This window comes from uncultured Fibrobacter sp. (assembly GCF_937877005.1).
Lineage (GTDB): Bacteria > Fibrobacterota > Fibrobacteria > Fibrobacterales > Fibrobacteraceae > Fibrobacter.
On record NZ_CALEFV010000344.1, the window covers coordinates 1 to 23,494 of the forward strand.

Consider the following 23,494-nt stretch of genomic DNA (forward strand, 5'->3'; position numbering starts at 1 on the left):
TCCAGGTCGAAAAGAACATCATCACCGTCAAGGCAACCCGTGCCCGCAAGGAAAGCAAGTTCACCTACGAGCGCAGCTTCAGACTAGCCGACGACATCGACACCGAAAACATCAAGGTCACCCTTGAAAACGGTGTGTTGTCATTCGCCTTGACAAAAAAGCAGCAGGCAGCAGCGCGCAAGCTCTCGATTGAGTAAACAGGCCTTCTTCATGTGCTCCTTAAAACACCAAGGGCTCCCTCCGGAGCCCTTTCTTTTGTTAAAAAATAGTTATGGACTATTTGTCCACAGGGACATTCAAAATTTTCCATCTTTCCCGCAAGACCGATATAATTTATACACGAGTGTAAAGGGAAAAAAGGAGTCACAATGCACAGAAAGTGTTCAGCGTTGCTTTCTGCAGCTCTGCTGGCCGCCTCATGCGGCACCGCATCTGCATACACCCTGAACGGAACCGTCAGCAACAGCACGGACGGGAAGGCCATCGAGGGAGCGAAAATCCAGCTTCTCACCAGGGGAATATCAACCACTACCGATTTTGCGGGCAAGTTCCTCATTCAGGAAACGGATGCCATAAAGGAAGCTGCAGAGACCCTCTCTGCCGGCTATTTCAGCCTGAAAAACGGCATTTTGAACTTTTCCCAGGGCGGACAGACGCCCACTCTGGTCAGAGTCTACGACCTTGTCGGCAACCTTATGGTAAACAAGTCCCTCCAGGGTTCCGGTAGCCTTGATCTCACTACAGCCATTGACGCACAGGGCACCTACATCGCCCATATCAAATCCGGCAACGCACAGGAATCGTTCCGGTTCAACGTCGACAACAAGAATTATTCTGGATTACTATCCTCCAGCAAGAGGTCTGCCCTGCGAAAAATTGGCGACGAAGCCGAGACCCTGCAGGTGACCGCAGACGGTTTCGACACGCTAAAAATGCTGCTCGCAAATCTCGACACGACACTCGACATAAAGCTCACTGCAGCAGTTACCGAACAAACCTATGCCTTCGGCTATGCGCTCAAGAACGCTCCACGTCCGAGCAAGGGCTGCGGCAAGACCGCTTCGCTCCAGCAGACTGGACAAAACAGCAACGCCAAGAAATACAGGATGCAAAGCGCAGGCCTCGACCGTGAATTCTGGCTGACACTTCCGAATAACTACGATAACACCAAGCCGCACAAGATTCTTTTCTCCATGGCCTGCATGGGCAGCTCCGGCGAGGACTTCTCGAACCATGCCCCAGACGCCGACCATCCATCTCCGTACTACGGTCAGCAAAAGCTGGATACGGAAGGAAACTACATCTTCGTTTCCCCGGAACCCAACAGCAACAGCTTTGGACCATGGCGCAACGACGACAAGGACCATGTGTTCTTTGGCGACATGCTAACCTTGCTCGAAGATAATTACTGCATCGACACTACCCGCGTTTTCGTGACTGGTTTCAGCTTCGGCGCCATGTTCACAAACTCTCTCTCCTGGGATTACCAGGACCGCATCCGCGCCGTGGCAGTCTACGCCACCGCCGCCTACAACATCTACCTGCCGCAAAACAAGGGCAAGCCCATCGCATGGATGGCTGTCCACGGAAAGAACGACGGCACCTGCGAATACGGCACCGACCGTGGCGCCAAGAACTTGGCACTCAAGACTATTCTCAAGAACAACGGAAAAGCCGACGCCAACGGAAACTTCACCGATGCAAGTGGCGAAAAGCTGGAAGAAATCCAGGATAACATCGCCGGGCACCTCTGCTACGACTTTAAGACAGTCGACGAACGCTTCCCGGTAAAGTTCTGCAGCTGGAACGGGACACACCAGTGGACGGCCCATGATGGCCCCCAGTACCGCCAGCAATACGCCAACTGGGAACAAACCTGGGTTCCTGACATGGTCCACGAATGGTTTGAACAGTTCTAAGTTTCCTACACACCTCCAACAACAGAAAGGCCCGCCCCATAGGCGGACCTTTTTGTTATAAGTTCGCTCGCGACCAAGACGGCTATATAAGTTTTTCGACCTTAGAACAGAGCGACTCTGCCTCTTCTGCAGTCGGAGCTTCTGCAATCACACGGATGACAGGTTCAGTATTGCTCGCGCGCACATGCACCCAGGACTTTTCTGACCCAAGCCAAAGGCCATCGCGTTCGTCCATTTCCCAACCGGCAAATTCCGCCTTGACCTTCGGCAAGATGTCGGCCACCTTCTTGTCGCCCAGTTCAAACTTTTTCTTGGGCATGGCATAAGACGGATTTTCGGCAACGAACTTTTCCGGGCCGCCGTCATGGTGAGCCATCCAGCTAAGCACGAGTGCTGCCGCCACGAGACTGTCGCGACCATAGTGGAGCGCCGGCAGAATCACGCCGCCGTTGCCTTCGCCACCGATGACGCAACCCTTTTCGATCATCTGCAGGCTCACGTTGATTTCGCCGACTTTTGCGCGGCTGAATTCGCAGCCGTACTTTTCGGCGACATCCTGGTTCATGCGACTTGTCGAAAGGTTCACGCAGACACTTCCCTTCTTTTGGCTCAAGACTTCCTCGGTCGCAATGGCGAGCGTGTATTCTTCGCCAATGCTTCTGCCAAGGCCATCGACCAGGGCGCAGCGATCTGCGTCGGGATCAACCGCAAAACCGACGGCACAGCCGTTATCCTTCACGGCCTTGCGGAGATCACCCAAGTTTTCTGGGATAGGTTCGGCACCACGCGGGAAAGTTCCGTCGGGTTCGCAATGCACGCGCACCACTTCGCAGCCGAGCTGTTCCAGAAGGCGCGGCACAATGTAGCTGCCCGCACCGTTCACGGCATCTACCGCCACCTTGAATTTCTTTGCGCGAATGGCCTCGACATCCACGAACGGAATCTTCAGCGTGCCATCGACATGTACGCCGTCGGCATCCTTCATGAACTCGTACTTGCCCATGCCGCGGTAATCGGGATACTTAAAGTTATCGGCATCGGCCAGTTCAAACAGTTTCTTGACATCGTCCGGTCCCAAGAACAGGCCCTTGTTGTTTAAGAACTTGAGGGCGTTCCATTCAAGCGGGTTGTGACTTGCGGTAATGATGATGCCCGCATCGGCCTTGAGCTCGGTCGTGAGGATTTCGACGGAAGGCGTCGTCGAAAGGCCAACTTCTACAACATCGACGCCCGACAGACGACAGATGCCTGCGACAAACTGGCTGATAGCGTCGCCCGTCGGACGGCTATCACGGCCAATGACCACACGCTTCGCGTTGGTAATCTGTAAAAAGGCGCTTACGTGACTTTTCAATACCTGGGGCGTAAGGGTATCACCCACAATTCCGCGGATACCCGAAATTGAACGCATTAGTTTAGACATAAAATTCTCCAATTTTCGCAATAAATTACAAAAAATATCGCTTTATCACCCACATGTATTAAAAAAAGTCTCCTTTTTTCATACAAGATTTATATTTTAGTAAGGGAGTAAGTTATGGAATCCGCATTCGAACTAACGACAGTCTACGTGACCAATATCTTTGGCATCGTTCTCATCGGTGTCCTTTTGGCGGGTAACCTGTGGAGACTGCGTGAAAGCAGTCCCGAAAATAACTACCTGCTCCTTATACTGTTCTTTGCATTCTGCGGATGCATCCTCGACCCAATCGCCTATACTGCCGACGGAAAACCGGGAACACTCGCGCGCTTCGCCGTCTATAGCAGCAATACCCTACTTTATTTGACAAATCTATTTGGCACGCTCTTCTGGCTGTTGTTCCTTACGGAACACCTACAGTGGCGTTTTTCAATTCTGCACAGGAACATATTGGCAGGGGCGATCATCATGGGCGTCGCCGTCGCCATCCTCAACAACTTCGTCCCCATTGCGTTCGATGTAAACCTAGCCAATGTCTATGAACGGAAATACGGATTCTGGCTGTACATACTGCTTGATTACGTACTGTTGCTAGACAGCATCGTCATTTACATCATCTGCCGGCACCGTGGAGGACTACTCAAGTCATTTCCCATCCTCATCTACTTCATCCCCCTGACCGCAGGTGTCGCCGCTCAATCCCTGTTCTACGGGATATCGTCCATCGAGGCAAGCATTGCCGTCTCTATCGCCGGTATTTTCGCTTCGTTACAGAGCGAACGCTTATTCAGGGACAAGCTAACGGGTGTATTTAACTACACTTATCTGGAATACCTTTCGACTCTGTACGCAAAAAAAACTAATCTGCAAGTGACAGGCGTTCTACTGGACATCAACGAATTCAAGAAAATCAACCAAGCCGAAGGCCATGCCACGGGCAACTATGTTCTGAAAAAGATTGCCAAGATTCTGAACAAGGCGATCGGTGAACTGGGTGTTATCGTAAGATATTCCGGAGACAAGTACATTGCGATCCTAAACACGCAAAACGAAATCGCAATCAGCGTCTGCATTACTCGAATCAAGTCAGGCATTTCGGAATACAATAAACATCACCCTGCGCGGAAAATCACCTTCTGCCTATGTACAATGGACTACGACAACAGCAAGAGTATCGATGAATTTATCGATGCCATGAGCCGCTCCATACAAGACGAGAAAGTCCTCTACTATTCCCAGAAAGAAAACAATAGGCGTCAGGAGCTCCGCTAGAGAGAATTCTTTTTGTCGGAAACGATGTCCTGAATGCAGGCTTCCTTTTGATGGAACTGCAACTTTTTTTGATGATATTCCACAAAGCCAAATGGAAGAGTTATAGTAGAGCCCGCATTCTTAGGACCGCTTTGCACTGCAAGTCTGTCATTATTTTTCATTAACGAATGCATGATTCTGGAAATGGGAACTAGGTAATCCAGGCCGTTTCCATCTACGAGATTCTTGTACCACAGAAACTCCGACCACTTGCTTCGATCGGCAACGGCACCTGCCGAAAAGCACAATTCAAAAATCAAGTCAATATTCTTCTTCAGCCAGGCAAGCAAATCTTCCGCCATCTGTTCATCATAATTTCGGAGGACGTCAAATGACAACCTGTGATGATGACGGCAGGCTATCGCCCTAGCCTTTTCCCCATCAACCGAAATGTCCATCGACTCCAAAATTTGTTTTGAATCGTCCGTCTCGCCCACAAATAGCCTCAACGCGCGGCAGACATTTTCAGGAATAGTTTTTTGGTACTGAGCCTGGAACACCCTAATAAAATTCGAAGCAGAGACAAGATAAACTTGTCCGGCATCCCTCATTTTCACGGAAATATTCGTCCGGGAACCATCTTTCCACAATACGGACACATCCGTCTTTCCAGGAGTCTTTCCGCCAAGGACACTCTCCTCCTGTTTCGCGTTTCCGCCCCCAGCAATTGCCTCTACGAAATCATTTTCGGACTTGCCCAGTTTGTCGCAAAAAAGAGCACGATATTCCTTTTTCGTATTCAATAATTTTGCAATTTTCTGTTCGTTTTCATGTCCCTTCTTTTTAGGACCTGATCCGAAGTTTTTCTTTTTTTGGGGCACGTAGCACGACAGTTCATGAATCATTTTACGGTCATGCCTGAACTGCAACTTGTTTTCATGCTGCTGAAGATTGCCAAAGGGGAAAGCTATCGTAGAACCGATACCCGCGGCATCGGTTGCCCTTACGCGAGACCTTATTTCTCCAACATCGATCATGGACCGGATCTTGCTCTGCAGCAATTTCAGATTGTAAACCTTGAACGATTCCTTTCCTTCCTTTTCATCGCGGTACCATATGAAATCGGCTTCTGCCAACGGGTCCTTCGAAGCCCCGAGCGCAAAGCAAAAACGGAATATATCAGAGCATTCCATACAAAGCCATTTCAAGAGCCGGTCGCGCATTTTTCTGTTATACACAGACATGGATGCCAAGGTAAGCCGGTTAAAGTAATTCATTTCGACTTCCTTGCGCCTTGCTGCACCGACACAAGCTATCGGAATACTTTTAAGGATTTTCTCTTGATGTGCATGCCGCCCCGAGAACAGAAGTAGAACCTCCTTCACCATTGAAGGAATCTTCCTTTTGAACTGGGCCTCGTATTCATCAATGAAGTTTTCCGTAATCTCGAGATGGATCTGGCTGGCTTCCGATGTCGTCACCCTGAAATTTGTGAACGACTGATCCTTCCAGACAATCCTCAGCTTTACCTTCGGTTCGACACGAGCGCCCTTCTCAAAGACATTGTCCACTCTTGACGGAAGATCGGTACCGGCCTCGGCACGGAGAAAATCAACGGGGCGTTTTCCGATAGCGGAACACACTTCCGCAACAAAGCCTGAATCCGAATTCAAGCGCCTTGCGACATCTTTCGGATATTGGCGACCCTCGATGCCTTTTTTCGAACCCGATGCCGCCCTATTGCTATTCGTCTCTTCCGGAAACAGGCGTTTATTCATTCTTATTTACCAGAATCAAGCGCCTTCTTGATGACCGTCGCAATGGCCTCGCCAAGAATCGGAGGAACCGCATTTCCTATCTGGAGATTCTTGGACTGCTTTCCGCCGACAAACTTGTAGGAATCCGGGAAGCCCTGCAATCTTGCCCCCTCGCGCGTAGACAGAGCCCTCGGCTGGAAAGGATGAACGCACCGGCTTGACGAGGGCGTTCCAAAATTACGCGTTATGGTCGGACTCGGTTCATTCGGCAGAAGCCTTGCGTAAGTATTGCAGAAGGATGATTTCGGGCGTAGGCGTTCCGGCAGGTCCTTCACCGAGCCGCCTTCTGGAATGAGATGGAGAATCTCCTGCATCTTTTCGCCATAATTGGAGGCGTTGTGTTCCAGCAAGGTTTTCTGCTTTCCGCGAATTTTTTTCTGGTACGCCGTCTGGGGAGGTTTCGCATAAACAGAAGAACTCTGCCCAGCCTCTATATGAGGCAAGTCGCCGATTGCATCCATCAGGGTCACGTACGGTTTCAGATCATCCTTGTCGCCATGCGTCACCTTGGGAAAATCCAGAGGTTTCAGGCCCTTCTTCCAGCCAAGCACAATCGTACGGAACCTTATTTGCGGGGCGCCGTAATCAGCGGCATTCAGAATCTTGCACTTTGTCTCGTAGCCCAGGGAAGCCATTTCCTTGACAAGCGTCTCGTAGGCAAAGCCGCCGTACATCCGCTTAAAGCCAGAAACATTTTCAAAAATCGTATACTTGGGCTGCGTTTCCGAAACGGCCCGCAGGTATTCATAAAAAAGCGAATTTCGAGGATCCTGGCGGTTCTTGGAACCGATAGTCGAAAAGCCCTGGCACGGAGGACCTCCCGAAAGGACATCCACGGACTTCAACCCCAACTTCTTAAGTTCTTCCTTAAAGTTGATCTTATGGATATCCTCGTTTATCACGTTGGTATTCGGATGATTCGCTTTCAGAGTCGCCGCGAAATCGGGCATGATTTCATTCGCGATAACCACGTCGATTCCAGCCTTTTCGAGACCAATACTAAGTCCCCCCGCACCGGCAAATAGTTCTACTGCGGTAAAGCGACGCTTTGTCAAGCCACCCTTCCTGTCTTTCGCATTTTTCATATCGGCATAAAGATACAAAAAAACGCTGTCACTCAAGTGTCAAGACAAGATCGATCTATTTTTTCAACCACTCGGTTTCTGAACTTTGTTCGGAGCACTGCTGGGGCGTCATTTCGTTCTGGACAGGGACATGTACGATTTGTGGATTTTCATTCATATCACCGCAATAGACGAATACGAAACTGACCAGCTGATTTAGGGTCGACGCACCGCATTCTCCGACACCGACGTCCAGCACCGTAAGCGAATCGGCGGAAACCTCCGCAAGGACATATCCCGCGGACATGCTCTCACCCTGCATGGCCAGCAAGTATAGGTTACAAGCATCGCCATTCAATATCGTGGATGAGTATGCAATAATTTCATCCGCAGTCTCGGGGAACAGGGTTACAAGCAGGGAGCTGTCCTGATTATCGATCTTGTAGACGCCGCTACCCGTAAAAGGATTCGCCGGTCTAGCTTCGGTTGGATTGCCCTGACTTGGCTCTTCCGGCAAAAAGCCTTTCTTGTCCTCATCCCTTAACGTGGCGGCGAAAACATTCGCGTCAAAGGAATACTTGCCCAGAAGACCATAATGGAACAAATAGCCATTAAGCGACGATAAATCCATGATTTCACTTTCTCCGGTAGGTCTTTCGGAGGGAGCCCAATAATCCGAATAAGATGATGAACTGGGAGTACAACCGGAATCATCGTTTGAACTGCTGGAACAGTCCGTCACATCGGCAGTTTGTTCGCTATCCGACGATTCATTGACCGCAATTTCGTTCGGCTCTTCGGCGGTACCGGCAACGCTTGCCGATTCGGAACAGGCCTCGCAAAGAATCAGGATGGCGAAGCCCGCCAAAAAGAACTTAACCTTATTCATCGTCAGCCTCCCTGTCTTTTCCCGAAACATCGTCCACATTCTCGTTAACCTTCTTCGTCAACGGAAAAAGTTGCAGGTTCAGACGATAGACCTGCTCGATATCCTTTTCTTCGGCAGCGATCGCGATAATCTTGCGACGGCATTCATCGAGTTCCTTCACGATACGGGCATAGGAGAACTTCGAAAGGCCCATGGTGACGCCACTAAAATTACGTTCCTCTACGGGGAGCTCCAGTGCAGGCGTCGCCAATCTGGACATCTGACGGTGCATGCCGCGCAGCGCAAGCCTCGTGGCATCCGGAGTTCCGGTAATAGAGCTTTCCGTCTGTAAAAAGCTATCGTCATCCGTCTTTTTTAGAAGTCCCGACTTCGTGAGAAAATCAAGCGACTCACGCACTTCAGCCGCACTCACCTCGGAATAGAACTTTTTCGCCATTTCGCCAGGAGTTGCCCCGGGCATCAACGGCGCCAATTCACGCACTACCGGGTTCTGCCAAGTTTCGTAGAACCTGAACAAATCGCCCTCGAGTACGCGCACCTTGTGCACCTTCGCTATCGCGAGCATGTTGCTGTAGGCTGCCACCTTCTTTTCTGCGGATTCGGCCTGACCATATTCCACCATGGCACGGAAGTATTCCATCTCGAAACCGACAAGTCCCATGGCACTCCCGACACGTTCCACGCCAATGCGGCTCAGCTTGCTCTTGCCATCGCAAACCACCTTCATGTACGAAGACGAGGAGAAACCCGTAATTTTCGAGAACTCACGCCAGGAAAACGCAGAACAGCGCTTGCGTTCCTCGTAATAGTCGCGCATGTACCTGCGAAAATCGGAATAGTCAACAATCGGTTTCATCATCTAGAAATATAAAATCACCTTTCACGGAAGTCAAGTATTTCATGAAACAAAAGTTCCAAATTCAGCAAATTCTGGCTATTTTTGTTTATTTTGCAAACTTTAAAAATCACCATGCAACATCTTGTTGCATATGCCACAATAAAAAAAGAGCCGTCAGACGAAACTGACGGCCCTTCTTAACTTATAATGTTCCGGCTACTTTTCGCCCTTGCCGGAATGACTCGGGCATTCGCCATCTTCGCAGGGGCAATGATAGCAGTCTCCCGTCTCGGCGTAATCCTTGCCGCTCCAGCAGTAGGTGCAGAGCTGTTCGGCAGGAAGACCAATCGCATGAATCAGATCGTCGATGCGCTGGAAAGCGAGCGTCGTCAAATTCAGATTCTTGCGGATATATTCGACCATATCCTTGTACTGCTGGCTATCCGGATCGGTGTACTTTTCGATATCGGCATTCTCGCCTTCACGGTCACGAATGTAACGGCGCGTGATCAAGTCGTATTCGCTCTTGGAACGAGAGAAGTTGATGAACTTACACGGATAAACGAGCGGCGGGCAGGCGATTCGCATGTGCGTTTCCTTACAACCAAGCGAATAGAGTTTCTGGGCCTGCTTGCCAAGCTGGGTTCCGCGCACGATGGAGTCGTCGCAGAAGACGAGGCGACGATCCTTGATGAGTCCCGGAACCGGGATAAGTTTCATGGAAGCCACATGTTCGCGCTGACGCTGGTCCTGCGGCATGAAAGAACGCGCCCAGGTCGGCGTGTACTTGACAAACGGACGAGCAAACTTGACACCCGCTTCGTGGGCATAGCCCAAAGCGTGAGAGGTTCCGGAATCCGGGATACCGCAAGCGGCATCGGCTTCGGTCGGAGTTCTCTTGGCTAGCGCGGATCCGCAACGGTAGCGAGTCATCTCTACATTGCGGCCTTCGTAGCTGGAAGCCGGATAACCATAGTAAACCCAGAGGAACGAGCAAATCGCCATCTTCTTGCCGGGTTCGACGAGAGTCTTGTCTCCATCGGGAGTGAGTTCCACGACTTCACCAGGACCAAGATCGCGAAGATGTTCGTAACCGAGGTTCGGAAGGGCGCAGCTTTCCTGCACGGCAATCATGGAGCCTTCCTTCTTTCCGAGAATAATCGGAGTACGTCCCCACTTGTCGCGACTAGCGTAGAAGTGGCCATCGCTATCCAGCAGCAAAATGGAGCAGCTACCTTTCACCTTTTCGTGGACGTACTTGAGGCCCTCGACGATAGAGTCTCGCGTGGCAATGAGCGCCGAGACCACCTCGGTCGGTCCTACCATGCCACTCGTCGTGGAATACTGGAGCTGCATGCAGTTGTTCTTGAAGAGTTCCTCTTTCAATTCCTCAATGTTCGTAAGGAGGCCGACCGTCACGACGGCAAAGGTGCCGAGCTTGCAGCTCATCACGAGCGGCTGAGGATCGGTATCGGAAATGACGCCAATACCCATAGATCCCGAGAATGCCGCCAAGTCATGTTCAAACTTGCTGCGAAACGGCGTGTTCTGGATATTGTGTATCGAACGGTGGAAACGACCGTCCGCCTGCAACACCGCCATACCGCCGCGATGAGTTCCAAGATGTGAATGGTAGTCGGTACCAAAAAAGAGATCCGTCACGCAATCTTTTTTGGATACAACGCCGCAAAAGCCGCCCATATAGACTCCTTAGAAAAAGGACTGTGTTCTACTGCTTACAAAATTAGAAATTTTTATCAAAACCGCGCAGACAAAAAAACGATACCGCGTCAGCGATATCGTTTCATGGCTACGGCTTCCGTATCCCTTATTCTGCGAACAGGGCGGTAGAGAGGTAGCGGTCGCCGGTATCCGGGAGGAGAGCGACGATGGTCTTGCCCCTGTTTTCGGGACGCTTCGCGAGTTCCTTGGCGGCCCAGAGGGCGGCACCGGAAGAAATACCCACGAGCACGCCTTCCTTCTTGCCAATTTCGCGGCCGGCCTCGAAAGCAGCCTCGTTCTCGACAGCAATAATCTCGTCGTAGATCTTGGTATTGAGCGTATCGGGAACGAAGCCCGCGCCGATACCCTGGATCTTGTGGGAGCCGGCAGTCCCCTTGCTGAGCACCGGAGAGCTGGCCGGTTCAACAGCCACGACCTTCACGTTCGGGTTCTTGCTCTTGAGGAATTCGCCCACGCCGGTCACGGTACCGCCAGTACCCACGCCCGCCACGAAGATATCGACCTTGCCGTCGGTGTCTTCCCAGATTTCGGGACCGGTAGTGGCCCTGTGGGCAGCCGGGTTGGCCGGGTTCACGAACTGGCCCGGAATGAAGCTGTTCGGGATTTCCTTTGCAAGTTCATCGGCCTTGGCGATAGCGCCCTTCATGCCCTTCGCGCCTTCGGTCAGCACGAGCTCGGCACCGTAGGCCTTCATCAGCTGGCGACGTTCCACGCTCATGGTTTCGGGCATCACGATGATAATGCGGTAGCCACGGGCAGCGGCGACGGAAGCAAGTCCGATACCGGTATTGCCGGATGTCGGTTCGATGATGACGGAACCTGCCTTGAGCTTGCCGCTCTTTTCGGCGTCGTCGAGCATCGCTTTGGCGATACGGTCCTTCACGGAACCTGCGGGGTTGAAGTACTCGAGCTTCGCGAGAATCTTGGCTTCGAGGTTGTTGGAAGCTTCGACGTGAGTGAGTTCGAGGAGAGGGGTATGACCAACAAGCTGGTCAGCAGAGGTGTAGATTTTTGACATAGTTGAAGTCCTTTTTTTGGTTAAATGTTGTTCAGAGCCTGATCGAGGTCGTTGATGATGTCTTCGTAGTGTTCCGTACCGATAGAGAGACGAATCGTGGCGGGGCTGATGCCCGCGGCGGCGAGTTCTTCCGGAGTGAGCTCGGAGTGGGTCGTGGTGTACGGGTGAACCACAAGGCTCTTCACGTCGGCGACATTAGCGAGCAAGCTGAAGATCTTGAGGCTGTCGATGAACTTGAAGGCTTCGGCCTGGCCACCCTTCACGTCGAACGTGAAGATGGAACCGCCGCCGTTCGGGAAGTAGCGTTCGTAGAGCTTGTGGTCCGGATGGTCGGCAAAGCTCGGGTGGTTGACCTTCGCGACCTTCGGGTGCTTCACGAGGAACTCGAGAACCTTCTTGGTGTTTTCCACGTGGCGGTCGAGGCGGAGCGACAGGGTTTCCGTACCCTGGAGCAGCAGGAAGGCGTTGAACGGGGAAATCGCGGCACCTTCGTCACGGAGGAGGATAGCGCGGATGTAAACAATGTATGCAGCGGCACCGGCAGCAGCCGTAAAGGGCACGCCGTAGCTCGGGTTCGTCTCGGTGAACTGCGGGAACTTTCCAGAAGCAGCCCAGTCGAACTTGCCGCCGTCAACGATGACACCGCCGAGAGTCGTACCGTGGCCACCGATGAACTTCGTGGCAGAATGAATCACGATGTCTGCGCCGTGTTCCAGCGGACGGATCAGGTAAGGAGTACCGAAGGTGTTGTCGATGAGCACCGGAATCTTGTGTCTGTGGGCAATTTCGGAAATCGCCTCGATATCCGGGATATCGGAATGCGGGTTGCCGAGCGTCTCGATGAGCACGAGCTTCGTGTTTTCCTTGATGGAAGATTCGACTTCCTTCAGGTCGCGGGTATTTACGAAGGTCGTATCGATACCGAACGGACGGAGCGTATGTTCCAGGAGGTTGTAGGTGCCGCCGTAGATAGTGCGCTGGGCAACCACGTGATCTCCCTGGCGAGCGAGAGCCGTAATGGCATAAGTGAGGGCTGCTGCACCGGAAGCGACGGCGAGGCCTGCGACACCGCCTTCGAGAGCGGCGATACGCTTTTCAAAAACATCCTGCGTGGTATTGGTGAGGCGGCCGTAGATGTTGCCGGCATCCTTCAGGTGGAAGCGGTCGGAAGCGTGCTGGGCGCTGTGGAAAACATAAGAGGTGGTCTGGTAAATAGGAACTGCGCGGGAATCGGTTGCGGGGTCTGCCTGTTCCTGGCCAACATGGAGCTGAAGAGTTTCAAAGTGGAGCTTGTTCTGAGTAGTCATGTGTGAAATTCCTTTGGGGTTACAGCAAACAATGGGTTTTCTACATAAACCCTTATTCGCTAGTTTAATTTTGATTGAGTCCTTAAAGCTTCTTTTACCTGCAAAGCCCTAAGGACGGAAGGCTTCTAGGCTATTTCGTTGCTTGAATGCCTCGCGGCATTCGACAGTCACTTATCATAGGCGCTCCTTCGAATGCGCAGGAATAACAAACCATTTTGTCATTTCCTACCAATCTTGTAGGCTTTAAGATAGAATAAGAATTTTCGTTCGTCAAGGTATAGAGCGATACTATTTAACTTTCGTTAGCTATAGTATACGGTTATTGCAACACCTAGCTCTTGCAGTTTTCCAGATATTTAATCAAATTATCGACATAACGCTCGCCCACGCGGCCAAGCAGCATGTTGCGTTTGCAGATATAACCGATTTCCATAACCCTGTGCGCTTCCTCGCTCTTGTCCTTGAACGGAACCGCCAGATATTCGCCTCCGTTAAGTTCCTCGCAAATGATGCCGGAACAAAGCGTGTAACCGTTCAAGCCAATCATCAAATTCAGCATGGTCGCACGATCGTTCGCCTTGATGGTGCGCTTGTATTCGTTTGTACTCAGGATTTCTTCGGCAAAGTAGAAGGATCCGTTGTCGCCCTGTTCAAAGGAGAGGCACGGATAGTCCTCCAGCTGCTTTAGGGTAATGTACTTGTTGTTCGCAAGAGGATGCCCCTTCCACAGGTAAACATAGGCGCGGCAATCGATGAGCTTATGAAACGCAAGATCGCGGGCATCGAGCAAGTTCGTGATAATCTTGCGATTGAAATCGCTCAGATAAAGGATACCAATATCGCTCTTGAACGCAGCCACATCCTCGATGACTTCCTTGGTGCGGGTTTCGCGGATGGCGAAATCGTATTTTTCGGTATCGAATTCCTTGACCGTTTCAACGAAGCTCTTGACCGCAAAGGAATAGTGCTGCGTCGAGACACCGAATTTTTTCTTGCGCGAGCCAATCTTGCCATACTTCTCGAGAACGGATTCATAGTGTTCATAAAGCTCTCGGGAATAGGCAATAAATTCTTCGCCTTCGCTCGTCAGGGAAACCCCGCGACTCGTGCGATTGAAAATAAGGATATTCAGTTCGTCTTCCAAATCACGGATAGCAGCCGTCAGCGACGGTTGCGACACGTAGAGCTTTTCTGCAGCCTTGTTGAAGGAACCCGTTTCGGCAATGCCGATGGCGTAACGGAGTTGTTGTAGAGTCATTGGTATAGCCTTGTTATAGGTGAAATCTTTTAATTCCTACTATTTTAATAGGAAAAAGTAATAAATAAGGATGACTTTGGCAAGTCAGGATGCCGATGCTATTCTATAACAGCGGATGCGACGACGCCGTCACCAGCGTACAGCACCAGAATCTGCCCCGGCGCAGCGGCGAACTGCGGTTCATCGAACCGAACGCGAATCCGGCCCCCCTCCAGGCCGACGATTCGCGCCACGGCGCCGCGATGTCCCAAGCGGATGTGCGCCGTGAGTTCGCCTTTCAGCAGCGAAGAGCTCTCGCTAACCATCAGGTTCAACTCATTTGCAGAAACTTCAACGCAAGAAAGCAAGCTACGCGGACCGAGTACGACGCGATTCCTCTTTGCATCGATTGCTACTACAAAAAGCGGCTCCTTCTGTCCGCCAATATTCAGGCCCTTGCGCTGACCGACCGTGTAGTTGACGATACCTCTATGCCGCCCGAGCACGCGACCTTCGACATCCACGAAATCACCCGGAACCTGGTCGGACTCCTCAAAAAGTACCGAATAGTCTCCACACTCGATAAAATCCTGACTTTCGCGCTTATCCGCGAAATCCTTCCAGCCAATTTCCGTCGCGAGAGCCTTTACCTGATCCTTGTGCATCTCTCCTAACGGAAACAGCACATTAGCAAGCTGCTCTGCCGACAGTCGCGACAGAAAGTAAGTCTGATCCTTGCGAACATCTTTCGCCTGGAAAAGGAAAGGCTCATTAGGATTCCTGAAATCAAGACGCGCGTAATGCCCCGTGGCAAAATAGTCAAAATCAATTCCGAGCTTACGGGCCGCAACCTGCAATGCGCCAAATTTTATTTGCTGATTGCAGCGCACGCATGGATTCGGCGTCCGACCGTTGCGGTATTCGCCACGAAAATAATCCAGCACGTTGCGACGGTACTCTTCGGCTACACCCACCACATAATGCGGTATTCCGAGACGTTCCGCAACCATCTTCGCCTCGGCAATATTCTTGTCTTCGCTGGGGCCATAACACCCCTCGCGTCCCTCGACGGCAGGCATTTTTACCGAGCCATCCCAGGTCGCCATAGTCAGCCCGACAACATCGTAGCCATCTTTTTTCAAAAGGTACGCCGACAAGGCGGAATCTACACCGCCCGAAAGCCCGACTGCAACTGTACCTTTCTTAAAATTTGCCATGTTAACACTATATGTATTAGTTTACAAATATAGACGCGAATTTCCCGTTTGTCCAATAGAAAAAAACTAGAACTAGCTATCACCAAAAAGCCCCCCGCAAAAATGCAGAGGGCCTCTATTGCACGGAGAGCGAAGTACTACTGAATCGTTGAGGTAAAGCGCGCCGCAAGAGCAACATCAGACGACTTTGTTTCACTATAGACGCTCACCTGAACCTTGGAGCGTTTCCCGATTTTCTTGATCGCGCTCACGGTCCATGCAAGCTCATCGGCATCCGCTTCGATCTGGTCGCGATCATTCACGTATTCCAATTCGGCATAAAGGTTATTGAGAATTCCTGCCGTAGGAACTTCTACACCAACGAAGAACGGCGTATAGTCGCTACCCTGCGCATACTCCGGCTTTATGGCGTTCGGAACCGTCAAGTTTTCGCCATCGCCCGTGGTGATGTAGGCTACTTCACCGTAAAGGCCTAAGTTCTTCAAGAAGTAGTAGCTTGCGCGACCGGCAATACGATGAGAAACCTCTGCCGTATGCTGAATTGGGTCAAGCACATTGCCGCGATAGGCCGCGCTCAATTTGGCGTCACCAAACTTGAGAGTTTCTTCTGCACGAATGTAACCCGTGTTAAACTTGGAATCGTAAGTTCCCAGCAAAGCCGTAAAGGTGGAAGGTCCCTTTTCGAAACCAAATCCGACAGCGTCATGCTGGTAGTCGCGAGCAAGGAAACCTCGTTTCGAAAGATTCACATCCACATAGGTACCGAAATTACCTGCCACCGTCCAGTCCGTACGGAAACGACCAAACTGAAGATTAAACTTACCGAATGCCGGATTCCACTTGTAATTGGCATAGTAGGTATCGGCACTAATCTTATCATAGCTCGTTGTCTTGCCATCTCCATCCTTGATTTTGTTACCGAACGCCGGAGAGAAAATACGCACGTTGATTACAGCATCAAAGCTTTCCGAAGAATACTTTCCGCCAATGTTTGCACGCAGGAAAGAATTATCAAGCGTGTTATCGGCCTCGTTATCATAAAGAGCCTTGATTGCCTGAGCCTGAACATTTCCAGTAAGCTTGAAACCTTCATCCTTCGCTTCGTCGGCGGCGAAAGAAGAAGTTGCAAAAATAGAAGATGTAATGGCCACAACGGTGGCAAGCTTTGAAAAATTCTGATTCATTCTTTAACTCCTTGGTTATGGTTGATTTTATTTGTTCTTTTTTTGTGCGCTCAAATATAGAAGGGGCTATTTACTTTGTCCAATACTTTAAAATTATGCGGAGTTATCGCTTTTTGTTATAAAAAAAATCCCCGGTCAAGCCGGGGATAACAATGGTGCGCGGCACCTGTTACTTTATCACAACTTTTCTGTACGTGTCAAAAACTGTCCACTTCTTGAAGAATTCCTCACGGCCAATTTCGCCCGCTTCGTCGTATTCACGGAGAAGAAGCGACACGTCTTCGTCGGAGTGAACCTTGATTTCAAAGCCGCGTCCGTTGATGACCGGGAAACCGTCGTAGAGATACTCTCCCACATCTTTGATTTCGGCGATGCGCTTACCACGCACCTTGACAGCGACACTATCGCGCAGGATGATGATATCGAAATCGTCGGGATAGTGGTAGCTTTCGCCTGCAGTGGGAATTTCGTCACCTACGGTGTAGTGCTGCCTTACGGGCTGTTGCTTCACCACAGAGAGTGTCGCCGTATCGTAGAAGAACTCTTCGAAGATTTCTCCACGACCGTGGCGTTCGCCCTGCACGAATTCAGCCTTCTCACCTGCAGCAATCTGTCTTTCGAAAAGACCTTCCACGACGCCACATGCCGATGTCGCATGGGTCACGCGGTCAATCAGGATCAGTTCGCCCAAGGTCTTGTGCTTCTCGAAAAGGTCAACGACAATCGCCTCGGCAAATACAATTTCAACAACGGCGATGCCATTCTTGTTGAGCATTTCAGTAGCCTGGTGTGCGCCCGTATTCACATCAATCGCATACTCGATTTTAGTGAGTATTCCGGGAATCGTTTTCGTCCCGAGTTTTACAAGGTAGTCCTTGCCGAGCGAAAGCGGTTCGTCATCCATCCACAGGAGCGAAGCCTTGATCTTCTTGTAGCTACCGATGTCCACACCTTTCGCGAGTACACAGCCCCTGGAAACATCCACTTCACGGTCCAGCGAAATCGTGACGGGGTCGCCGGAGCGAGCCTCTTCCACATTCCTGTCGCCGCGCAGGATTCCCTTGACAGTCGCCTTCTCGCTGCTCGGAAGGCTTGTAACCGTATCGCCCACGCGGATTGCGCCCGCTTCGATTTGTCCCTGGAACCCGCGGAAAGTGCGGTCCGGACGGCACACGCGCTGCACGGGCAGGTAAAATCCCGCTTCCGTCTGCGCATCGTCTATATCAATGGATTCAAGGTAATCCAGGAGGGCCTTGCCCTGGTACCAGGCGATATTCTTGGATTTCACGGTCACATTGTCGCCTTCGGTAGCCGAAAGCGGAATCACGTAGACGCTGTGGAGCGAAAGTTCTGCCGCAAGTTCGTTGATTTGCGCGAGAATCTCTTCGAAGCGTTCCTGGCTGTAACCTACAAGATCCATCTTGTTCACAGCAAAGACGAAGTAGCGGATACCCATGAGTTTGCAGATGCGGGCGTGACGGCGAGTCTGTACCAGCACGCCCTGCGAGGCATCCACGAGAATCACGGAGAGGTCCGCAAACGAGGCGCCCACCGCCATGTTGCGGGTGTATTCCTCGTGCCCCGGGGTGTCAGCCACAATAAAGCTGCGGCGATCCGTCGTGAAATAGCGATACGCCACATCAATGGTAATGCCCTGCTCGCGTTCGGCCATCAGGCCGTCCAGCAAAAGGGAATAGTCAATCTTTCCGCTGCGGCTACCCACCTTGCTGTCAAGTTCCAGAGCCTTTTCCTGGTCAGCGTAAAGCAGCTTGGAATCGTAAAGGATATGCCCGATGAGTGTAGATTTTCCATCGTCCACGCTACCGCATGTAATAAACTTCAATAGACCTTTCATTAGAAATATCCCTCCCTCTTGCGGCGTTCCATGCTGCCCGCGGCTTCGTTGTCAATGACGCGGGAAGTGCGTTCCGAGGATACTGCGCTCAATGTTTCGTCAATGATTTCGTCAAGTGTGGTGGCGGTCGATTCGATGCCACCCGTGAGCGGATAGCAGCCGAGCGTGCGGAAACGAACCGACTTGATTTCGGGCGTTTCACCTTCACGCAGTGGGAAGCGTTCATCATCCACCATGATGATGTTGCCGTCGCGTACCACGACCGGGCGCGGGGCTGCAAAGTACAGCGGAACGATATCAATCTTTTCGCGCTTGATGTACTGCCAGATGTCCTTTTCGGTCCAGTTCGAAATCGGGAAAACGCGGATGCTTTCGCCCTTGTTAATCTTGGTGTTGTAAAGTTTCCACATTTCGGGGCGCTGATTTTTCGGATCCCAGGCATGTGCAGAATTGCGAAAAGAGAAAATCCTCTCCTTGGCGCGGGATTTTTCTTCGTCGCGTCGACCGCCGCCAAATGCAGCGGTAAAGCCGTACTTGTTCAAGGCCTGCTTCAAGGCCTGCGTCTTCATGATATCGGTATAGGCGGCACCGTGGTCAAACGGGTTGATGCCCTGCTTGACGCCATCCTGGTTGATGTATTCCAGCATTTCGATGCCGAGCTTTTTCGCGATGTTGTCGCGGAACTCGATCATCTCGCGGAACTTCCACATGGTATTCACGTGCAGGAACGGGAAAGGCGGCTTTTCGGGGTAGAAGGCCTTCATGGCCAAATGCAACATGACGGAACTGTCCTTGCCGATAGAATACAACATCACCGGCTTTTCGCATTCGGCAGCGACTTCGCGGATGATATAGATGGCTTCGGCTTCCAGATCGTCGAGATGTGAATATTCGCTCACTGTGAAACTCCTAGTATTTGTTCGATTCCTTGGGGTCAATGTCGATAGTCTTGACACTTCCGTCGTTCAACTCAAAAATCCAACGCACGATATCGTTCTTTTGGCCCTTGACCTTTTCGGTGTGCACCTTGCAGCCCTTGCCGCCAATGTCTTCGCCGAGAAAGAAGCTGATGGCATGGACCGGGCATTCCTTGATGCACGAGGTGCAACCCCAGCAGTCCTTGGGGTACTTGATATACGCTTTTTTGCCTTCGTTTATCTTGATTAACGTGCCGGGGCAAACGTCGTGGCAGCGTCTGCATCCGATACACTTGCCTTGATCAATGCTGATGCTCATAGTTTCTTTGCCCTTCTGCGGTGAGTTCGCGCAAGATAATTTTGATTTCGCCGTTTTCAAGGCGCGAATTCACGTACTTGCGGAAATGTTCGTTGTCTTTTTCGGGATAGTCGGTGTTTTCGGCAAAGCTGTGCCAACGCGTTTCGTGACGCGCGGCCAGGTGCGCAATCACGCTCTTGCAGACTGTGAGGCGCTCCTTGAGTTCATAGATGTACATGACTTCCTGTAAATCGTTTGCATGCAGGCTTTCCGTGCGCGCCTCAATATTCTTAATTTCTTTAAGAGCAATCGCTAGTTGATTTTCGCTATAACGATAGCCCGTCTTGATACCGCCTGCATAAGTGTCCATAGCCGCTTGCATTGCTTCTTCAAGGTGTTCGACGGTGTCTCCGCCTTCGTCACGGGCTTTTTCGAAGGTGTTATTGACTCGTTTGCCAAGGAACTTCTTGATTTCTGCGACATATTCTGCAACCTCCCCTTCCGAAATTTTTTCCAACAGATTCACGCTCGATATGTCAGGTCCCTGAGCTTGCCGAAGGGCCGACAAACTCTCTATGTACTCCACGGCGCTCTTCGCCGCAATCTCGCCTTCGGCAAGTGCTCCCGTCACATACTTTTGCGGGGCACCACCGGCAACGTCACCAGCGGCATAGAGCCCTTCGATGGTCGTCGCGCGCTTGGTATCGACCCAGTAACCGCTTGCGGTGTGGCCGCCCACGATGTAGGGTTCCGTTCCTTCGATTTCGACATTCGCCTTCGACGGCGTGCCGTTTTCTATCCAGCGAATCGTCTGCGACGGAGCCATGTTCAGGTAAGCTTTCAAAAGCGATTCTTCCTGTTCGGGCGTAATCCCGACAGTGCGCAAATAGCATGGCCCGCGGCCTTCCAGATTTTCGGCCACCGTACCGTACACGCGTTCCGATGTGGAAATTCCGTACTTGGCCTCGTAAACTTCTCCGAGCGCATTCACCTGCTTCGCACCCACGCCCTGCGCAAGCGTTCCCGTCGGGGCAAACGTGTCCTTGCAACGCAGCGCAATAAAACGCATCTCGAAGGTCGTCATCTCGGCACCGTGACGGATACCCATGGCATAACCCGCACCCGTATTGAACGGCGGGTACCACATCTTGTGCCGCGAAAATCCCGGATTGTTCGGGCGGTAAAGCCCGGCGGCACCGCCCGTCGCGACAATCACAGCGCGCGCCTCGATGGCGTAAAAAGTATCGTTCTCTATCCCGAAACCGAACGCACCGTCAATCCTGTTGTCGTGAACGGAAAAATCGAAAATGTTCACGTGGTTCAACACCTGAACATTCGGAGCCTTCGCAACTTCCGCAGCCAGAATCGGCTTGATGTTTTCGCCGTTGATCTTGATGTTGCGATTTCCTCGCGTCACATATTTGCCATCTTTATCTTTCAAGATGACAAGCCCCAACTTTTCCAGATGCGCGGTGACTTCGTTGAACTTCTCGGAGATGGAATAGAGCAAATCCTCGCGGACGATTCCGTCGGCATCCTTCTTGGCATATTCCACGTAGTCCCTGGGCGTGCGGCCTTCGGTAATGTAGGCGTTCAGGGCGTTTACGCCAGCGGCAAGACAACCGCTCCGCTTGATGTTCGCCTTTTCGACGACAAGTATCTTGATGCCGGCTTTAGAAGCAGCAATGGCCGCATAACAGCCGGCAGTACCGCCGCCTATGACCAACAAGTCCGTCTTGATCCGTTCTATCTTCACAGCACCTCCGTACAAATGCTTTGTGCCGCCAAATATAGAACGCGGCTTTCGCCGCGTCCAATACTATCTTTTTATGATGATTTATAGATTTTTGCTATAACATACAAACTATATCCGCCCCCAAGGGGTGCTCCCAGAATCTGGACTTCATCGAAACCAGGAGCACCCGGTTGTACGGAAACAATCTATTCTATCTTCAAACCTTCGTTCGTGGCGGTATCGCCCTCGATATGGAAAGAATTGAGCACCGGATGTTCGCGGTCCATGAGCGAAAGGATCAAGTAGCTCGCCCTGCTATCGTAGGCAAGACGCTTGTCTTCTTCCGACGGGCGCGAAGGGGATTCCGGATGGGAATGCCAGTTGCCCAGCGGCGAGAGACCGTTTGCACGCATGTCCTTGATGGCGGCAAGCTGTTCTTTGGGGTCCAACGAAAAATGCTCGTTCGAATGGTCGATATTCGTAAGCAGATAGACCTTCTCGATATGCTTGTCGCCACCTTCGATGCGCCCCGCAATCAGCCCGCAGGCCTCTTCGGGGAGGTTCTGTTGGGCGTGCGCGAGGATTTTTTCATATTCAGATTTCGGTAATGTAATCATTTGAAATTCCTTTTCCATGGATCCTTCACCCCTGACGGGGCTCAGGATGACGAGAAGGGATTAATGCTTCAAGTCGCAAACTGCCTGCTCGTAGTCGATGAGCTGGGTGATGGTCGGGTGCGTGCCGCAAATAGCGCAGTCTTCGGTATGCGTCGGGAGCTTTACCTTGCGGAATTCCATCGTGAGCGCATTGTAAGTGAGCAGGTAACCCGTGAGCAAATTGCCCACACCGAGAATGTACTTGACGGCTTCCATCGCCTGCAGACTACCGATAACGCCGCCCATAGCGCCAATCACGCCCGCCTGCTTGCAAGTCGGCACAGCATCTTTCGGAGGCGGTTCCTTGAATACGCAACGGTAGCAGGGGCCTTGGCCCGGAACGTACGTCATGAGCTGTCCCTGGAAACGGATGATTCCCGCATGGGAGAACGGTTTCTTCGCCATCACGCAGGCGTCGTTAATGAGGAACTTCGCCGGGAAATTGTCGGTGCCGTCGATGATAAAATCGTAATCCTTGATGAGGTCGAGGATGTTGTCGCTGGTAACGAAGGTGTGGTAGGTAATGACCTTCACGTCGGGGTTCATCGCTTCCATCGTCTCTTTCGCGGATTGCACCTTGGGCTTGCCCACATCGGCTGTAGCGTGGATAATCTGGCGCTGCAAATTGGAAAGGTCGACCACGTCGGCATCGGCAATGCCTATCGTGCCCACGCCCGCTGCAGCAAGGTACATCGCCACGGGAGCGCCGAGGCCACCCGCGCCAATCACGAGCACCTTCGCATTCAAAAGCTTCTTCTGGCCCTTCGCGCCCACCTCTTTCAAGATGATGTGGCGCGAATAGCGCTCCAGCTGTTCGTTAGTAAAAGCCATTAACAGCCACCTCCCATGAAGTAGAGAAACTCGACGCTGTCGCCGTCCTTGAGCACTGCCTTGTCGAACGTTCCCCCCTCAACAAATTCCTCGTTCACCGAAACCGTCACGTAAAGCGGGTTGTCAATTTTCTCGGCTTCAATCAGTTCTGCGACGGTGAGGCCGTCCTTGTATTCTTTCTTGTTTCCTGCAACAGTAATAATCATTTTATGCTCCTTAATAAACTTTTCCTTTGTCATCCCCGCTATACGATACTTGGCAACTTGTTGCCATAGTAGAGTTATCCTCTTTGGGGAGA

The 23,494-nt window shown here is 51.6% G+C and carries 21 protein-coding genes; 3 read left to right on the forward strand and 18 right to left on the reverse strand.

What is annotated here, in order from left to right:
• Nucleotides 1-197: Hsp20 family protein (locus tag Q0628_RS15370; protein WP_298772496.1), on the forward strand; the 197-nt coding region annotated here is incomplete at its 5' end.
• Nucleotides 198-368: 171 nt separating this feature from the next.
• A complete protein-coding gene (locus tag Q0628_RS15375; protein ID WP_298772498.1) occupies nt 369-1,919 on the forward strand; it encodes a T9SS type A sorting domain-containing protein in 1,551 nt (516 codons plus the stop codon).
• Between the two features lie 82 nt (nt 1,920-2,001).
• Here the strand turns inward: Q0628_RS15375 and glmM are convergent, their stop codons facing one another.
• Complete coding sequence (gene glmM, locus Q0628_RS15380; RefSeq protein ID WP_298772500.1) at nt 2,002-3,342, reverse strand: phosphoglucosamine mutase; 1,341 nt, start codon at nt 3,340-3,342, stop codon at nt 2,002-2,004.
• 114 nt (nt 3,343-3,456) lie between these two features.
• On the opposite strand from glmM, the gene Q0628_RS15385 reads away from it, so the two are divergent.
• Nucleotides 3,457-4,611 (forward strand): diguanylate cyclase, encoded by a 1,155-nt coding sequence (locus Q0628_RS15385; protein WP_298772501.1) that lies wholly within the window; start codon nt 3,457-3,459, stop codon nt 4,609-4,611.
• Here Q0628_RS15385 and Q0628_RS15390 read toward each other — a convergent pair.
• From Q0628_RS15390 to thiS, 17 genes are all read right to left on the reverse strand, one after another.
• Complete coding sequence (locus Q0628_RS15390) at nt 4,608-6,368, reverse strand: hypothetical protein (protein WP_298772503.1); 1,761 nt, start codon at nt 6,366-6,368, stop codon at nt 4,608-4,610. The genes Q0628_RS15385 and Q0628_RS15390 overlap by 4 nt on opposite strands.
• Before the next feature lie 2 nt (nt 6,369-6,370).
• Nucleotides 6,371-7,492 carry a DNA cytosine methyltransferase gene (locus Q0628_RS15395; RefSeq protein WP_298772505.1) on the reverse strand — a complete coding sequence of 374 codons (1,122 nt, stop codon included), beginning with the start codon at nt 7,490-7,492 and terminating at the stop codon, nt 6,371-6,373.
• A 55-nt stretch (nt 7,493-7,547) separates the two neighbouring features.
• Nucleotides 7,548-8,360: a hypothetical protein gene (locus tag Q0628_RS15400; RefSeq protein ID WP_298772507.1), complete on the reverse strand. Its 813-nt coding sequence runs from the start codon at nt 8,358-8,360 to the stop codon at nt 7,548-7,550.
• Nucleotides 8,353-9,216 (reverse strand): TIGR02147 family protein, encoded by an 864-nt coding sequence (locus tag Q0628_RS15405; RefSeq protein ID WP_298772509.1) that lies wholly within the window; start codon nt 9,214-9,216, stop codon nt 8,353-8,355. Before Q0628_RS15405 ends, Q0628_RS15400 begins: the two co-directional genes overlap by 8 nt.
• Before the next feature lie 198 nt (nt 9,217-9,414).
• Nucleotides 9,415-10,899, reverse strand: a complete 1,485-nt coding sequence (locus Q0628_RS15410) for an amidophosphoribosyltransferase (RefSeq protein WP_298772513.1) — start codon at nt 10,897-10,899, stop codon at nt 9,415-9,417.
• Nucleotides 10,900-11,026: 127 nt separating this feature from the next.
• A complete protein-coding gene (gene cysK, locus Q0628_RS15415; RefSeq protein WP_298772515.1) occupies nt 11,027-11,959 on the reverse strand; it encodes a cysteine synthase A in 933 nt (310 codons plus the stop codon).
• A 20-nt stretch (nt 11,960-11,979) separates the two neighbouring features.
• Nucleotides 11,980-13,266, reverse strand: coding sequence for an O-acetylhomoserine aminocarboxypropyltransferase/cysteine synthase family protein (locus Q0628_RS15420; RefSeq protein ID WP_298772517.1), 1,287 nt, complete (start codon nt 13,264-13,266; stop codon nt 11,980-11,982).
• A gap of 331 nt (nt 13,267-13,597) precedes the next feature.
• Complete coding sequence (locus tag Q0628_RS15425) at nt 13,598-14,524, reverse strand: LysR family transcriptional regulator (protein ID WP_298772519.1); 927 nt, start codon at nt 14,522-14,524, stop codon at nt 13,598-13,600.
• A 98-nt stretch (nt 14,525-14,622) separates the two neighbouring features.
• On the reverse strand, nt 14,623-15,720 hold the full coding sequence (gene mnmA / locus Q0628_RS15430) for a tRNA 2-thiouridine(34) synthase MnmA (protein WP_298772522.1): 1,098 nt from the start codon (nt 15,718-15,720) through the stop codon (nt 14,623-14,625).
• A gap of 137 nt (nt 15,721-15,857) precedes the next feature.
• Nucleotides 15,858-16,904 carry a hypothetical protein gene (locus tag Q0628_RS15435; RefSeq protein ID WP_298772524.1) on the reverse strand — a complete coding sequence of 349 codons (1,047 nt, stop codon included), beginning with the start codon at nt 16,902-16,904 and terminating at the stop codon, nt 15,858-15,860.
• Between the two features lie 169 nt (nt 16,905-17,073).
• Nucleotides 17,074-18,759: a GTP-binding protein gene (locus tag Q0628_RS15440; RefSeq protein ID WP_298772526.1), complete on the reverse strand. Its 1,686-nt coding sequence runs from the start codon at nt 18,757-18,759 to the stop codon at nt 17,074-17,076.
• A complete protein-coding gene (gene cysD, locus Q0628_RS15445) occupies nt 18,759-19,658 on the reverse strand; it encodes a sulfate adenylyltransferase subunit CysD (protein ID WP_298772528.1) in 900 nt (299 codons plus the stop codon). The genes Q0628_RS15440 and cysD overlap by 1 nt, the downstream gene beginning before the upstream one ends.
• 10 nt (nt 19,659-19,668) lie before the next feature.
• On the reverse strand, nt 19,669-19,995 hold the full coding sequence (locus Q0628_RS15450) for a ferredoxin family protein (RefSeq protein ID WP_298772530.1): 327 nt from the start codon (nt 19,993-19,995) through the stop codon (nt 19,669-19,671).
• Complete coding sequence (locus tag Q0628_RS15455) at nt 19,979-21,730, reverse strand: adenylyl-sulfate reductase subunit alpha (protein WP_298772532.1); 1,752 nt, start codon at nt 21,728-21,730, stop codon at nt 19,979-19,981. The genes Q0628_RS15450 and Q0628_RS15455 overlap by 17 nt, the downstream gene beginning before the upstream one ends.
• A gap of 185 nt (nt 21,731-21,915) precedes the next feature.
• Nucleotides 21,916-22,326, reverse strand: a complete 411-nt coding sequence (locus tag Q0628_RS15460; protein WP_298772534.1) for a M67 family metallopeptidase — start codon at nt 22,324-22,326, stop codon at nt 21,916-21,918.
• 60 nt (nt 22,327-22,386) lie between these two features.
• On the reverse strand, nt 22,387-23,196 hold the full coding sequence (moeB, locus tag Q0628_RS15465) for a molybdopterin-synthase adenylyltransferase MoeB (protein WP_298772536.1): 810 nt from the start codon (nt 23,194-23,196) through the stop codon (nt 22,387-22,389).
• A complete protein-coding gene (gene thiS / locus Q0628_RS15470; protein WP_072810170.1) occupies nt 23,196-23,402 on the reverse strand; it encodes a sulfur carrier protein ThiS in 207 nt (68 codons plus the stop codon). Before thiS ends, moeB begins: the two co-directional genes overlap by 1 nt.
• Nucleotides 23,403-23,494: the final 92 nt, after the last annotated feature.

Excerpts from the sequence above, each read along its gene's own strand:
- Q0628_RS15400 (WP_298772507.1), bottom strand. The coding sequence starts at position 8,360 with ATGAATAAGGTTAAGTTCTTTTTGGCGGGCTTCGCCATCCTGATTCTT.
- Q0628_RS15435 (WP_298772524.1), bottom strand. The coding sequence starts at position 16,904 with ATGAATCAGAATTTTTCAAAGCTTGCCACCGTTGTGGCCATTACATCT.
- cysK (WP_298772515.1), bottom strand. The coding sequence starts at position 11,959 with ATGTCAAAAATCTACACCTCTGCTGACCAGCTTGTTGGTCATACCCCT.
- glmM (WP_298772500.1), bottom strand. The coding sequence starts at position 3,342 with ATGTCTAAACTAATGCGTTCAATTTCGGGTATCCGCGGAATTGTGGGT.
- Q0628_RS15405 (WP_298772509.1), bottom strand. The coding sequence starts at position 9,216 with ATGAAACCGATTGTTGACTATTCCGATTTTCGCAGGTACATGCGCGAC.
- Q0628_RS15395 (WP_298772505.1), bottom strand. The coding sequence starts at position 7,492 with ATGAAAAATGCGAAAGACAGGAAGGGTGGCTTGACAAAGCGTCGCTTT.
- Q0628_RS15440 (WP_298772526.1), bottom strand. The coding sequence starts at position 18,759 with ATGAAAGGTCTATTGAAGTTTATTACATGCGGTAGCGTGGACGATGGA.
- Q0628_RS15390 (WP_298772503.1), bottom strand. The coding sequence starts at position 6,368 with ATGAATAAACGCCTGTTTCCGGAAGAGACGAATAGCAATAGGGCGGCA.
- Q0628_RS15385 (WP_298772501.1), top strand. The coding sequence starts at position 3,457 with ATGGAATCCGCATTCGAACTAACGACAGTCTACGTGACCAATATCTTT.
- moeB (WP_298772536.1), bottom strand. The coding sequence starts at position 23,196 with ATGGCTTTTACTAACGAACAGCTGGAGCGCTATTCGCGCCACATCATC.
- Q0628_RS15460 (WP_298772534.1), bottom strand. The coding sequence starts at position 22,326 with ATGATTACATTACCGAAATCTGAATATGAAAAAATCCTCGCGCACGCC.
- mnmA (WP_298772522.1), bottom strand. The coding sequence starts at position 15,720 with ATGGCAAATTTTAAGAAAGGTACAGTTGCAGTCGGGCTTTCGGGCGGT.
- Q0628_RS15425 (WP_298772519.1), bottom strand. The coding sequence starts at position 14,524 with ATGACTCTACAACAACTCCGTTACGCCATCGGCATTGCCGAAACGGGT.
- Q0628_RS15410 (WP_298772513.1), bottom strand. The coding sequence starts at position 10,899 with ATGGGCGGCTTTTGCGGCGTTGTATCCAAAAAAGATTGCGTGACGGAT.
- Q0628_RS15420 (WP_298772517.1), bottom strand. The coding sequence starts at position 13,266 with ATGACTACTCAGAACAAGCTCCACTTTGAAACTCTTCAGCTCCATGTT.
- Q0628_RS15375 (WP_298772498.1), top strand. The coding sequence starts at position 369 with ATGCACAGAAAGTGTTCAGCGTTGCTTTCTGCAGCTCTGCTGGCCGCC.
- Q0628_RS15450 (WP_298772530.1), bottom strand. The coding sequence starts at position 19,995 with ATGAGCATCAGCATTGATCAAGGCAAGTGTATCGGATGCAGACGCTGC.
- thiS (WP_072810170.1), bottom strand. The coding sequence starts at position 23,402 with ATGATTATTACTGTTGCAGGAAACAAGAAAGAATACAAGGACGGCCTC.